Origin of the sequence: Acidocella aminolytica 101 = DSM 11237 (genome assembly GCF_900129125.1) — a bacterium.
In the GTDB taxonomy this organism is placed as follows: Bacteria; Pseudomonadota; Alphaproteobacteria; order Acetobacterales; family Acetobacteraceae; genus Acidocella; species Acidocella aminolytica.
Genome location: NZ_FQVJ01000063.1, coordinates 1 through 12,735, shown reverse-complemented (window position 1 = coordinate 12,735; position 12,735 = coordinate 1). Strand labels below are relative to the sequence as shown.

At 58.1% G+C, this 12,735-nt stretch carries 12 protein-coding genes and 1 pseudogene; 4 read left to right on the top strand and 9 right to left on the bottom strand.

What is annotated here, in order from left to right; genetic code table 11:
- Positions 1-249: 249 nt before the first annotated feature.
- Entirely contained in the window at positions 250-420 is a 171-nt protein-coding gene (locus tag BUB54_RS21025; RefSeq protein WP_175556550.1) for a hypothetical protein, read from the bottom strand.
- 61 nt (positions 421-481) lie between these two features.
- Here BUB54_RS21025 and BUB54_RS18880 point away from each other — a divergent pair, with 61 nt between their 5' ends.
- Complete coding sequence (locus tag BUB54_RS18880; protein WP_048879567.1) at positions 482-1,810, top strand: MATE family efflux transporter; 1,329 nt, start codon at positions 482-484, stop codon at positions 1,808-1,810.
- 54 nt (positions 1,811-1,864) lie between these two features.
- Here the strand turns inward: BUB54_RS18880 and BUB54_RS18875 are convergent, their stop codons facing one another.
- The 5 genes from BUB54_RS18875 to BUB54_RS18855 form a co-directional block, all read right to left on the bottom strand.
- Positions 1,865-2,239 (bottom strand): hypothetical protein, encoded by a 375-nt coding sequence (locus BUB54_RS18875; RefSeq protein ID WP_048879568.1) that lies wholly within the window; start codon positions 2,237-2,239, stop codon positions 1,865-1,867.
- Positions 2,240-2,241: 2 nt separating this feature from the next.
- A complete protein-coding gene (locus BUB54_RS18870; RefSeq protein ID WP_052948407.1) occupies positions 2,242-2,865 on the bottom strand; it encodes a cytochrome c oxidase subunit 3 in 624 nt (207 codons plus the stop codon).
- Positions 2,865-4,940, bottom strand: coding sequence for a cbb3-type cytochrome c oxidase subunit I (locus tag BUB54_RS18865; RefSeq protein ID WP_048879569.1), 2,076 nt, complete (start codon positions 4,938-4,940; stop codon positions 2,865-2,867). The genes BUB54_RS18870 and BUB54_RS18865 overlap by 1 nt, the downstream gene beginning before the upstream one ends.
- A 19-nt stretch (positions 4,941-4,959) precedes the next feature.
- Positions 4,960-5,874 (bottom strand): ubiquinol oxidase subunit II, encoded by a 915-nt coding sequence (locus BUB54_RS18860; RefSeq protein WP_048879570.1) that lies wholly within the window; start codon positions 5,872-5,874, stop codon positions 4,960-4,962.
- A gap of 238 nt (positions 5,875-6,112) precedes the next feature.
- Entirely contained in the window at positions 6,113-6,946 is an 834-nt protein-coding gene (locus tag BUB54_RS18855) for a DUF2189 domain-containing protein (protein WP_048879571.1), read from the bottom strand.
- Between the two features lie 217 nt (positions 6,947-7,163).
- Between BUB54_RS18855 and msrA the strand changes: the two genes are divergently transcribed.
- Both msrA and msrB read left to right on the top strand, forming a co-directional pair.
- Positions 7,164-7,838 carry a peptide-methionine (S)-S-oxide reductase MsrA gene (gene msrA, locus BUB54_RS18850; protein ID WP_048879572.1) on the top strand — a complete coding sequence of 225 codons (675 nt, stop codon included), beginning with the start codon at positions 7,164-7,166 and terminating at the stop codon, positions 7,836-7,838.
- Positions 7,835-8,296, top strand: a complete 462-nt coding sequence (gene msrB / locus BUB54_RS18845) for a peptide-methionine (R)-S-oxide reductase MsrB (RefSeq protein ID WP_048879573.1) — start codon at positions 7,835-7,837, stop codon at positions 8,294-8,296. The genes msrA and msrB overlap by 4 nt, the downstream gene beginning before the upstream one ends.
- 9 nt (positions 8,297-8,305) lie before the next feature.
- On the opposite strand, the gene pgl is transcribed toward msrB, so the two are convergent.
- From pgl to BUB54_RS18830, 3 genes are all read right to left on the bottom strand, one after another.
- Entirely contained in the window at positions 8,306-8,986 is a 681-nt protein-coding gene (gene pgl / locus BUB54_RS18840; protein ID WP_048879577.1) for a 6-phosphogluconolactonase, read from the bottom strand.
- Positions 8,983-10,449: a glucose-6-phosphate dehydrogenase gene (gene zwf / locus BUB54_RS18835; RefSeq protein WP_048879574.1), complete on the bottom strand. Its 1,467-nt coding sequence runs from the start codon at positions 10,447-10,449 to the stop codon at positions 8,983-8,985. The genes pgl and zwf overlap by 4 nt, the downstream gene beginning before the upstream one ends.
- Positions 10,450-10,532: 83 nt before the next feature.
- Positions 10,533-11,723 carry an ROK family transcriptional regulator gene (locus BUB54_RS18830; RefSeq protein WP_048879575.1) on the bottom strand — a complete coding sequence of 397 codons (1,191 nt, stop codon included), beginning with the start codon at positions 11,721-11,723 and terminating at the stop codon, positions 10,533-10,535.
- 412 nt (positions 11,724-12,135) lie between these two features.
- Here BUB54_RS18830 and BUB54_RS18825 point away from each other — a divergent pair.
- Positions 12,136-12,735 (top strand): annotated as a pseudogene (locus tag BUB54_RS18825) (hypothetical protein); the annotation flags it as partial.

The following is a 12,735-nucleotide window of genomic DNA, read 5'->3' as shown; positions in this document are numbered from 1 at the left end:
AATAGAGCGGATCAAGAAGAGTAGCGACCGAATGCCAATCGATCAGCTAGCTAAGCTCGTCGAGCGATGATGCGGGCCGTGTGCGCCCAGAGAAGGCAAACCGCTCCTTGACCTATCGAACGATGCGCCACGTCCAGCTCTCCTCTGCAGAAAACCCATAGAATCAGCAATCAAAGCCAACGTCTACAACAACCCTCGCACAAGTCTCATATTATCTTTTTAGATAGCCTCTAAAGCCCGCCGTCCGGGTTATCGCTGGTCCAGCTGCCGCGCGACCACCGCATTCGCCTCTCTTATCGCTCGGCCCTCATCCCCGGTTCGGGCCAGCGCCTCATTCGCCACTTTGGCCCACAGCTCCTGCAGGCTGCGAGTATTGGCCTTGTGCGTGTGGCTATAGGCATCCTCCGCTTTCCAGGGCATATCACGCTCTCCTTCAACCGCCATGCTTGCCGGGCGGTATAAAATACGGCCTTTGGACGGCATGACCAAAGCGCCCACCGTGACCCACCGAGCCATTCTCGCCGTCGCCGTGCCAATGATGTTTGCTTATCTCAGCACGGCGTTGGAAGGCAGCGTTGCTACCGCCGCCATTGGACATCTGGGCGTGGCGGCCCTTTCGGCGGGAATCGCCATTGCTGCAATCTTGTTTGATATTTTACTCGTCAGCCTGAATTTCCTGCGCAGCACCGCCCTCGGCCTGTCGGCTATCGCACTGGGCGCGGGCAAGCCGGATACGGCACGAGCCGTTATCCAACGTTCCTTGGTTTTGGCTGTTTTGCTTGGGTTGCTCATCGCCCTTCTGCGCGGGTCGGAAGCACATTACGGCCTCCGCTGGCTGGGTGGACGGGGGGCGGTGTTGCAGGCGGCGGTTAGCTATACGCTCATCCGCGCGCTCTCCGCGCCGTTCGCGCTGGGGAATTATGCCATTCTTGGCGCGCTGCTTGGCCATGGCAAAGCGGTGGCCGGACTGGTGCTGCAATTATTGCTCAATACTGTGAACATCACCTTCTGCCTGAACGCCGTGCTTGTTTTGCATTGGGGCATAGAGGGGGCGGCATGGGCTGCTGTCGCCGGTGAGGCGAGCGCGTTTCTGGCGGGGTTTATCTGGCTGCATCACCTCGCGGGGCCACTGCATAAAGGGCTCGCAGAGGCTTTGCGGCATGGGCAGGGCTGGCGACTGATGGGCAAACTGAACCGCGACACACTGATCCGTACCTTGGCGCTACTGTTCTCCTTCGCCTTCTTCACCCGCCAGGGCGCCACTTTGGGTACGGCGATGCTGGCGGCCAATGCCATTCATCTGCAATTCTTCGCCCTGGCCTCAAATGGGCTGGATGGCTTTGCGGCCGCCGCCGAGCAGTTTGCCGGGCGGATGCTGGGTGCGGGCAATGCCTCGGGATTCGCCCGCGTGGTCCGGCTGACGCTGGGCTGGAGCCTTGCCATGGGAGCCGCGCTGACCCTGGCTTATTTGGTCTTTGGCCAGGAGTTCATCGCTTTGCTTTCGGAAGTGCGACATGTACGCGCAGACGCTGCCGCCAGCTTGCTCTGGGCGGCTCTGGTGCCACTGGTTGCCGCGCCGGCCTTCCAACTGGACGGCGTGTTTATCGGCGCCACATGGTCACGGGATATGCGGAACATGATGCTGCTCTCGCTGGCCATTTTCCTGGTGAGCTGGCTTCTGCTGATGCCGCGCTTTGGCAATGCCGGACTGTGGGGGGCATTTCTGATCTTTCTCGGCGCGCGGGGGGTCACGCTGGGCGCGGTGCTGCCCGCCCGGCTACGGCTGAATTTTCAAACCCTCAGCGCATAAAAAACCCGGAGCGCCTGAAGGCACTCCGGGTGCATATCCCGTGAAGGGGCAGGATCACTGCAACAGCGTAGGCTGCTGGAAGGTGGTGGTGATCAGCATGGTGCGATGATCCAGAGACTGGAACATCCACACGGTCAGACCAACCGTGATGATGAACAGAGGCACGGTCAGGATGAGCGAGACGCTCTTCCAGATCTGAGCCTTGGAGATATCCAGCCCATAATAAAGTACCGCCTGGGAGAGCAGCGCCAGGAAGGCCAACCCGCCCACCAACTCCACATAGGACTGGTAGGCCATGTCATGACGCATGGTTACGATGAGGGCCGCCCCCATCAGCGCCACGGTGCTGATGAAACCAGCGATGTAGCGCAGCGCGCCACCCATCCGGACTTCAGGATGCGCCAGCGGATCGGAATGAGAACCGGCCATCTTCAGGCTCCAATCATATAAACATAAATGTACACGCAGACCCAGACGGTGGCCTGAAACTGCCAGAACATACGCAAGTTAAGCAGACGGGCCACCACCATTTCGTTAAAACCATAGCGCGGGATCTGCACCAGCATCACCAGCATCCAGAGGGCGCCAAAGATCATGTGCAGCGCATGGGTGAGGATCAGCACGAAATAGGCGGAAAGATAACCCGAACGATCCATGCCATTGCCCTGAGCCGCGAGGGAGGCGAGGTCGTTGAACCCGAAAGCCACGAACGCCGCCCCCAGCACGAGAGCCACGACAATACCCAGCATCGTGCCGCTGCGATTGCCGTTTTTCATGGCGACAGTGGCAAGACTGTAGGAGGTCACTGAGGCCAGGATGATGATGGTCTGCCAAAACCCTTCCACCGGGTTGACGATCTGGGAGGCGATGGGCCCCCCAGCCGCGTTCATGGGCGTATCAAGCACCGCATAAGCGGCGAAGAGTGCCGTGAACAGCAGCGCATCGCTGAGCATATACAGCCAAAACCCCAGCGTACGAGCCGAAATCTGGCTATGCCCCTCATAGCCAGGATGGAACAGGCGCGTATTGGCGCCAGGAGCAGCTTGGTGAGCCATTAATGCGCCTCCGCGTGGATAGCATTGTTGTGAGAACGGTCAGGCTGCTCGGACGTGATCATGCCTGTGGCAAGGTCACGTTCCATCGCCTCGATCTCACCGGGCTGCAGGTGATAGCCCTCGTTCTTGTCAAAGGAGCGGATAATCACACACACGATGATCGCCAGGATGGAGATGGCGGCGAGCCACCAGATGCGCCAGATCATCGCAAAGCCCCATACTGCGGACAATCCACCGATGATCACCGGGAGGCCGGAATTGCTCGGCATATGGATTGCCTCGTAATGGTCCGGCTTGGCGTTTTCCAGGCCGTGCTTGCGGCGCCATGCCAACTCGTCACGGGTGTTCACCTGCGGGGTCATAGCGAAGTTATAGAACGGCACCGGAGACGGGGTGAGCCATTCCAGCGTGCGCGAGGTACCCCAAGGGTCTGCGCCGGCACGGTTCTTGGCGCGGTCACGGATGGACACAACCAGCATGATCGCGAAGGCCGCCAGGGACAAGCAGTACAACAGCATGCCGAATTCCTCGACCAGCAGCATCGGCATCCAGGCCGTGTTGTAGGTCCAGTCCAGACGACGAGTTTCACCCTGAAAGCCCAGCGCGAACATAGCTGCAAAAACAACCACCGTGCCCGAGGAGAACAGCCAGAAGAACACTTTGCCCCATGCTTCGCTCAGCTTGAAGCCGAACAGTTTGGGGAACCAGTAGGTAACGCCGGCGAACGCCGCCGCAACAACCAGAAGCACCATGCAATGGAAGTGCGCGATGACGAATACGGAGTCGTGCACCGTATAGTTCACGGCCGGGATGGCCAGCATCATGCCGGTCAAACCACCCGCCAGCAGCAGGAACAGGCCGAACATCGCCCACATCATTGGCACCGTGTAGGTGATGCGAGCGCGGTACATGGTGAAGGCCCAGTTGAAGACCTTCACGCCCGTTGGGATACCCACAAGCATGGTGGCGATGGAAAAGAAGCCGTTAATATCAGGCCCGGCACCCATGGTGAAGAAGTGATGCAGCCACACCAGCCAGGAGACACCGGCGATGGCGAAGGTGGCAGCCACCATGGTGACGTAACCGAACAGCGGCTTTTCGCAGAAGGTCGGCACCACCTCGGACAGGATACCGAACACCGGTAGGATGAGGAAATACACCTCGGGGTGGCCCCAGATCCAGAACAGGTTGGTGTAAAGCATCAGGTTGCCGCCCATGCCTGCGGTGAAGAAATGCGTGCCCAGGTAACGGTCCGCGCCCAGCAGCGCCAGCGCCACACCCAAAACCGGGAATGCGGTGAGACCGATGATGTTGGTGGAGAGCGTGGTCCAGCTGAAGATCGGCAGGCGGAACCAAGTCATGCCCGGCGCGCGCATTTTCACGATGGTCACGATCATGTTGATCGCGTTCAGCGTGGTGCCGATGGAGGAGATCTGAATGGCCCACATCCAGTAGTCCACTCCCACACCCGGGGAATAAGGCAGCTCGGTAAGCGGGATAAGACCAACCCAGCCAGCGGCGGAGAAGTCACCCACGAACAGAGAGATCATCACCAGCACTGCACCCGCCGTGGTGAGCCACAGACTCAGCGCGTTCATGTACGGGAAGGCCATGTCGCGCGCACCGATCTGCAGCGGCACCACGATGTTTTGGAAACCGGTGAGGATGGGGGTCGCGGCGAACAGGATCATAATGGTCCCGTGCGCGGAGTAGACTTGGTCGAAGTGGTAAGGCGGCAGGAAGCCGTGCATGGAACCGAGCACACCTGAGGCATGGGGACCATTGGCCATAACCTGCTGGGTACGCATCATCAGCCCGTCCACAAAGCCGCGGAACAGCATTACGAGGCCGATGACGATATACATGACGCCGATCTTCTTATGATCAACGCTGGTCAGCCACTCGCGCCAGAAATAACCGACTTTCTTGAAGTACAGCACGCTGCCGACCACAAGCAAGGCAATGACGGCTGCGCCGACAAATGTGCCCTGAAGAATGGGATTCGTGTACGGAATCGCATTCAGCGTCAGGCGGCCAAGGAGCGGTGACCAAGGCCCTGGAAATTGTAAATGCATGATCTAACCTTCCTTCGCTCTATTTCTCATCCGAGGCGATGCTCTTGGTCAGCGCGTCCGACACCGGATAGACTACGCCCGCTTGCGCGGCGGCGATCACTTTGTGGAAGAGCTGCGGGTCGGGATTGGAGAAATAGGAAATTTTCGCGCCCATATTTACTTGGGGCTGCGCCACCTTCTGGAACGCGGCATAGCTCAATTCGTTGGGGCTGGAGGCAACCTTCTGCACCCAATCCTGGAACTGGGCGGGGGTGACGATCTTGGTGGCAAACTGCATCCAGGAGAAGCCGGCACCGGAGAAGTCAGCGCCAAAACCAGTATAGCTGCCGACATCAGGCGTATCGAACGTGTCTATCGTGCGCATTCCCGGCATCACGGCGATCATCGGAAGAAGCTGCGGCACATAGATATCGTTGGAGACGGAGGTGGAGGTCAAATGAAGCTTCACCACGCTGCCCTTGGGTACAACCAGATCGTCGATCGTGGCGATCTTCTGGTCCGGATACACGAACACCCACTGCCAGTCCGTGGCGATAACGTCCACGTTCACAACGCTTTGCGGGTCGGCGGCGACCTGCTTCTGGAACAGACCGGGATTATACGGCTCCACCGCGTAGATCGTCTTGATGGAGTAGATGCCCAACGCCGCAACCACAAGGAAAGGCACGCCCCAGACGAGCAGTTCCAGCAGGGTGTTGTGGGACCACTCGGGGTCATGTGCCGCATTAGCGCCCTTACGATACCGCCATGCAAACAGGGCGATCATGAAAAGCACCGGCAGGATGATCAGCAACATCACAACCGTATCAACGATTGTGGCGTGCCACTCCTGGGCGGCGATCAGGTTGGCTGGATGAAAAAGCCGGTAGTCTCCGCTTGAACAGGCGCCAAGCGCCAGCACCGGTAGCAGAGCGAGATAGGATTTCAGTCTCAAAGCTGCCTCGCGTCAAAATATCCGGCGCCCAAGCGCGGCCAACGACCGGCCTCGGCACCATACACTCCAATGCCAACCACACGGCACAATTGCGCCACATGGTTGGCTCTGAAATGCCTTTATAAGGTTTATGCGGGGACCGAAAGCCATTGTCACATTTTGACATGACATGGCAGCAATCTATTAGGTCAGTGTTACACTCGTTATTTTGCCAAAAAGCCCCAAAACCCTTGAAAAATCAAGCCGTGGCAACAAGCCGCCGGTAAAGGTGCCAGCTTGCATGACCTAGCACCGGGATAGTGACGGCCAGCCCCAGAAGCCCAGGCGCGGCCCCGATTACCAGACCCGCCACGATCACGCCGCCCCAAACCAGGGCGAGAAACGGATTCGCTAAGGCTACTTTGAGCGAGAAGGATATGGCGGTACCCGCACTTACCTCGCGATCGAGAGCAAGCGGGAAAGCCACCAGGCCAACAAACAGCGCCACCAAGGCAAACACGGCGCCCACCAAAATACCGATGACAATCATCTCATGCCCGCCGGCAGTGGTGAAAACATTGCTCAGAAATGTTCCGCTGTCTGAGGCGTTGCCCATGGTGCTGGCATATATAAAGCCCGCAGCGGCGATCCAGAGCGCGAAAAGCCCCAAGAGCAGAACCGCCAGGCGCTTGATTGTTTGCAGGCGTGACGATTCAAAAATGGCGGCAGCGGCTTCGCTGGTTGCCACGCCATCCAGTTCCCGCTGGCGGCTAAGGGCGGAGAACCAGATGGTCGCCAAAGGGCCAATCAGCGCCACACCGGCGCAAATCGGAAAGACAAACGGCAACAACGCATCATTGATGATCACCCCAATCAGCAAAAGTGCGGCCAGGGGATAGAGAACGGCCAGAACCAACACGTCCGTCCGGCAAGCCAGCCAGTCTTGCACACCGCTTACCAGAACCTCGCCTATGGTGCTCAGCCCGGGATGCTGGATCCTCATTGGCCCGGACGCAGCTTCAGGATGCATGATTTGGGGATAAATTTCTCCGCCTGGATAGTTGCGGGCGGACTCACTAAGCAGAGTGGTCACTGTTTTTCTCCCACCTTATGGCCCCGTTTCTTCGGGCGTCTTATCGTATTTCTATAAATTAAACGCGATTTCCGGTTTTCAACTAGAAAAATCGGTGCATGGCTGGACTGTTACATCGCCAAAAATTGAATAGCCCAAGTTCTCTTCTTGTTCTTACGAAGGCTCTGCTTAAATATATGCATCGATAATAAGCCTATAGAGGTTACAGGAGCGCCCTATGCGCGGTTCTTTTCTTCTCTTTCCCCTGCTGGCAATGGCCTTGGGCGGGATGGCGCAAGCCTCACCCGTCGTGCCGCCACCCGCCTACAACCCGGCGGTTGAGGCGCCGCATGAGACCGCGATTCTCTCAGGCGGCTGCTTCTGGGGCGTTCAAGGGGTTTTTGAGCACGTAAAAGGGGTTGAGCAGGCGCTTTCAGGCTATATTGGCGGCACAGCAGCCACGGCGCATTATGAGATGGTCAGCACCGGCACGACCGGACAGGCCGAGTCGGTGAAGGTAACCTTCGACCCACGCCTGGTCTCTTTTGGTCAGATCCTGCAAATCTACTTTGCCGTGACGGCCAACCCCACGGAGCTGAACTATCAAGGCCCGGATCATGGCACACAATATCGTGGTGAGATTTGGTTTGAGACACCGCGACAAAAAGAAATTGCCACGCGTTACATTGCCCAGCTGACGGCGGCGCATGTGTTCCGTGCCCCCATTGTCACGCAGGTGGCACCCGCCATGGCGTTTTATCCGGCTGAGACCTATCACCAGGATTTTTTGGTTCGGCACCCGGATAATCCTTATATCGTTTACAACGACTTACCGAAAATCCAGGCTTTGCACGTCCAATTCCCCGCCTTGTATCGGGCTGATCCTGTCACTGTTCTCAAAGGTTCGTCATGATCAACCGGCGTCACTTGCTGGTAAGTGCCAGCGTTTTTGCCATTGCGGCGCGCGGACATGCTGCCACACTCTATAAAGTGACACATACGGCCGCGGAATGGCGGAAGCTGCTGACGCCCGCGCAGTATAACATATTAAGACAGGCGGGCACGGAACCGCCTTTCTCCTCGCCTTTGCTGAATGAGCATCGCAAAGGAATTTTTCATTGCGCGGGCTGTAACCTGAAGCTGTTTTCATCGGCCGCGAAATTTGACAGCGGGACCGGCTGGCCGAGCTTTTATGCCCCCCTGCCCCACGCCATTGACGAGCAGGAGGATGACTCCTTCGGCATGAAGCGGACCGAGGTGCATTGCAGCCAATGTGGCGGGCATCTGGGGCACGTCTTTCCAGACGGCCCACCCCCAACGGGGCTGCGCTACTGCATTAACGGGCTGGCTATGACCTTCATGCCCGCCTGAGGCTGGCGCTCAGGGACACCAGTAGATTTTGGGGTTGTAACGCAGCACGGCGCGGATTGGCATGGCTTCGTCCGGGCCATGGGACAAGGCTTGGTCCAAAATCTCCTGCTTCCGCGCGCCTTCAATATGCAGGGCCAGGAAGTCTGACGCGGCCAGAACCGGCAGCGTAAATGTGATTCGTGGCTCTCCGGCGCCGGGTGCGTGCATTGTTTCCAGCTTTTGCTCCGGCGTGGGTGCCAGAGCTGATGCCAAATTGTCCCCGCCTGGGAAGAAAGAGGCTGTGTGACCATCCTCTCCCATGCCCAATATCGCCGCCGCGAAAGGCAGGTGCAGGGCTGCCACTGCTGCTTCCAGAGCGGGGCGCCCAGCCTCGGGTGTATCCGCGCCATTATAAAGCGGCAGGAAGCGCGCGGAAGCGGCTTTGTTAATGAGCAGATGCTGACGTACCAGCGCGGCGTTGCTGCGGGGCGAATCTTCGTCCAGCCAGCGTTCATCCACCAGCGTGACCGTGACGCGCGCCCAGTCCAGGCTGATTTTGCTCAACGCCTCGAAAAAGAGTTTGGGTGTGCTGCCGCCTGAAACTGCCAAGGATGCGGCACTTTGCGCGTCCAGGCCGGATTTGAGGGCGGCGGCGACATCCCGCGCCAACGCCGACGCGAGGGCGGCGCGGTCTTCAAAGCGTTGAATCATGGCGCGCCATCGGCCCATGTGCGGCCGTCGCGTTCAATGAGGGCGATGGCGGCACTAGGCCCCCAGGTACCGGCGGTGTAGGGCTTGGGTGGTTCCGGCGCTTGGCTCCAGGCTTCCAGAATCGGGTCGATCCAGGCCCAGGCAGCTTCAACCTCGTCACGGCGCATGAACAGGGTTTGGTTGCCGCGCACAACGTCCAGCACCAGACGCTCGTAAGCGTCAGGATTACGGGCGTTAAAGGCCGCGGCGAAGCTCATATCCAGCGGGACGGGGCGCAGGCGCATACCGCCCGGGCCGGGGTCTTTGATCATCAGCCAGAGCTTCACGCCTTCATCCGGCTGCAGGCGGATGACCAGCCGATTTGGTTGGATTGGCCCAGCACCCTCGCCAAACACGGAATGCGGCACCGGACGGAAGGTGATGACGATTTCCGAAACACGCTCTGCCAAGCGCTTACCGGTACGCAGATAGAAGGGCACGCCCGCCCAACGCCAATTTCCGATTTCCGCTTTCAAGGCAACAAATGTTTCGGTCTGACTTTCCGGGGCGCCCAGCTCGTCCAGATAGCCGGGCACGGGGCCTCCGGCGGACGCGCCCGCGCGATATTGGCCACGGACCCAGCTATGTTCCTGCGCCGGTTGCAGCGCGCGCAGCACTTTCAGCTTTTCATCACGCACGGCGTCCGCCGCCAGATGGGCCGGTGGTTCCATGGCCACAAGACAGAGCAACTGGAGGATATGGTTCTGCACCATGTCCCGCAACGCACCGGCGGTGTCGTAATATCCGGCGCGGCCTTCCACCCCGAGCGATTCGGCGACGGTGATCTGCACATGGTCGATATGGGCGGCATTCCACAGCGGTTCGAACAAACCGTTCGCAAAACGCAGCGCCATCAGGTTCTGCACGGTTTCCTTGCCGAGATAATGGTCGATACGATAGACGCGGTCTTCAGGGAATACGCGGCTGATCGCCTCGTTCACCGCGTGGGCGGATTCACCGTCCTTCCCGACTGGTTTTTCTACAACTACGCGCGCATCACCATCAGCAAGGCCGAAGCGGCCAAGGCGTTCACAGATGGGACCAAACAAAGCCGGACCCGTGGCAAGATAAAAGACAACAACGCGGTCTTTGAAAGGCTTGAGCTGCTCAGCCAACTCCGCCCAACCACCGTCGCCGGTAGCATCGGCCGCAACATAATGCAGGCGTTTCAGAAAACGCTCCACCAAGAGGGCGGGACGTTCAGCCTGGGGTACATGCTCCTCAACCGCCGCCTTCGCCTGCGCCACGAATTCAGCATGATCGAGCTTGCTGCGGGAAACACCGAAAATTTCGGCACCTTCAGGCAGTTGACCTGCCGCGTCGCGCTGGAACATTGCCGGGATCAATTTGCGGCGGGACAAATCCCCCGTCGCGCCAAAAACAACCAAAACAAACGGCTCAACAGGAATTACCCGGCTTGTCATCCAACACCCCTCCAGCAGGCGGCTTTTCGCACTCAGTTATTCGAGACTATAATTACAGGATCAGCAGGCAATACGAAAGGGCGTCAGGCCACGGTGCGCGCGCGCAAGGCCGTGGCGGGAGGCTCTTCCAGAAAATGCCGCAATGCAATAGCAATTCCGCCCATAGGGACAGCGTAATCACCTAAAGTAGAGACGGTGATGGCAACATCACGCCTGATTTCCTTCAGCGCATTTGTTTCAAAAACCGGACGCGCCGCGGGCAGCAGAAAATCCGCCAGCACTGCCATCGCGCCGCCAAGAATAATGCTGCTCGGCGCAAAGATATTCGCCAAATTCGCCAAACCGAGCCCAAGATGTCGTCCTGATTCCGCCAATACCTCCAGAACCGCGGGAGTTCCGCGCAAGGCAGCTTCGTACACCTCCGCGACATCGTGGAATTGCAAACAGGATTCGCGCAGGCAGGAGAAAATAGCGCGTTCAGAAACGTAAGCCTCGAAACAGCCAAAGGCACCGCAGGCGCACGGGCGGCCATTAGGGACGAGCTTCATGTGCCCCACCTCACCCGCCATGCCGAGCGGACCGCGATAGATGTTGCCGCTGAGATGCAGCCCGCCGCCAACACCGGAGCGGCCTGAGATATAAATAAAATCTGCATCATGCGCGCCGCTGCCGAACAAATGCTCTGCATTGGCGGCAGCCTTGACGTCGTTTTCCAGTTGCACAGGAACATTAAGCGCAGAGGACAAAGCCGCGCCAAAATCCACGTCATGCCAATCCAGCGCAGGGGCAAGGGCGAGTCGGCCATCCAGTCCCACCAGACCCGGCATACCAACGCCAACCCCGGCCAGCGCCTTGCGTGGATAACCAACCTGTTTAAGGAGCGCGAAAACGCCGGATTTGATCGCTCCCGCCGCGCGTGTCTGCTCAACGCTGCCTTCCACACGCAAGCTTGCCAGCCTTGTGCCCGCGAAGCTTGAAAGCACGATGTGAATTTCCTCCAGATCCACCGCCACGCCGACGAGCACGCCGCTCTTTTCATTGATACTAAGCTGGCTGTTTGGCCTGCCGGAACGTCCCGTGCGGGCACCCACGGTACGGACGATCAACTCTTCTTGCTCTAATGTAGAAAGAATAATGGAAATGGTGGCCAGGTCGATTCCCGTTGCCTTGGACAGATCTTGCGGTGAAGTGCCTGGCGATTTGCGAATGCCGTGAAAAACACGCGCTACATTTATCTTGCGGATAATATTAGAATTAATGCGACGTGTGTTCATGGCGCAACAGCCTTAGCCCAAGTGCATCTGATCGGCAATTTTTATTTGACACTGACACAGCTGCTTCATAATCATATTTATTAGAGGATAAAATAATTATCCTATCCGACGGCCAAGAAAAGGGTAAAACAGAAATGTACGACTAAATGCCCCAGCAAAAAAGCTGGATGCAGACTAACCAGCTTGTGGTGTGGTTTTATCCATTGATAACTTTTTTTGTATCAGACCCTGCATACAATATTAGTTTTCTCATTAGCGAAAACCAAATACAAGCCAAGCAGGCTACCCCTGCCTATTGAGGGGTTTCCCTGCTTATATAAACAACAACAGGAGGACAAACATGTCCAGGCTCAAACACACTCTTCATAAAATGAAAACATCCTGCAGCAAGGCGGCATTTGTTGCGGCTGGCATGCTGCCGCTTGCGGGCCTTGCCACCCCGGCGCACGCGCAAAGCCTGCAGGACGCGCTGAAGCAGACCACCATCACCGGCAATGCTGGCGTTTATGACTTCACCTATGCCAATCAAGCGCATACAGGTGACACCAAGAACGCCTTTGCCGTAGGCGGTGACCTTATTATCCACAGCGGTGCGTTTGAAGGGTTTAGCGCCGGGCTGGGTGGCTATACCGGACAGTCCCTCGGTCTGTACTCCAAGAATCCTGCGCATGATGGCAGCTCCGAGCTGACCAGCCACACGCACAGCATGCAGTCCATGCGTGAAGCGTATCTCCAGTACGAGAATAGTTGGCTGGAAGCACGCGGCGGCCGGCAGATGATCAATACACCTTTCGCCAACCAGGATTTGTATACGTTTAATCCGCGTGCGTTCATGGGCTTCTCGGGCGTTGTCAACGTGATTGGCGGCCAGAACACGAACTATGCTGACGCGGCACCAATGAGCCTGAACGACAGCAAGGCCACATTGTCCGTGTTTGCGGCCCGTATGTTCAACTATGATTCACGTTACAGCAGCAGCTTCACCAGCGGCAACCGTTATGAGAGCCAGTCT

What these genes read in the sequence shown, in the direction of transcription:
- BUB54_RS21025 (WP_175556550.1), bottom strand. Translation starts at nt 420, where the DNA reads ATGCCCTGGAAAGCGGAGGATGCCTATAGCCACACGCACAAGGCCAAT.
- BUB54_RS18880 (WP_048879567.1), top strand. Translation starts at nt 482, where the DNA reads ATGACCAAAGCGCCCACCGTGACCCACCGAGCCATTCTCGCCGTCGCC.
- BUB54_RS18875 (WP_048879568.1), bottom strand. Translation starts at nt 2,239, where the DNA reads ATGGCCGGTTCTCATTCCGATCCGCTGGCGCATCCTGAAGTCCGGATG.
- BUB54_RS18870 (WP_052948407.1), bottom strand. Translation starts at nt 2,865, where the DNA reads ATGGCTCACCAAGCTGCTCCTGGCGCCAATACGCGCCTGTTCCATCCT.
- BUB54_RS18865 (WP_048879569.1), bottom strand. Translation starts at nt 4,940, where the DNA reads ATGCATTTACAATTTCCAGGGCCTTGGTCACCGCTCCTTGGCCGCCTG.
- msrA (WP_048879572.1), top strand. Translation starts at nt 7,164, where the DNA reads ATGCGCGGTTCTTTTCTTCTCTTTCCCCTGCTGGCAATGGCCTTGGGC.
- msrB (WP_048879573.1), top strand. Translation starts at nt 7,835, where the DNA reads ATGATCAACCGGCGTCACTTGCTGGTAAGTGCCAGCGTTTTTGCCATT.
- pgl (WP_048879577.1), bottom strand. Translation starts at nt 8,986, where the DNA reads ATGATTCAACGCTTTGAAGACCGCGCCGCCCTCGCGTCGGCGTTGGCG.
- zwf (WP_048879574.1), bottom strand. Translation starts at nt 10,449, where the DNA reads ATGACAAGCCGGGTAATTCCTGTTGAGCCGTTTGTTTTGGTTGTTTTT.
- BUB54_RS18830 (WP_048879575.1), bottom strand. Translation starts at nt 11,723, where the DNA reads ATGAACACACGTCGCATTAATTCTAATATTATCCGCAAGATAAATGTA.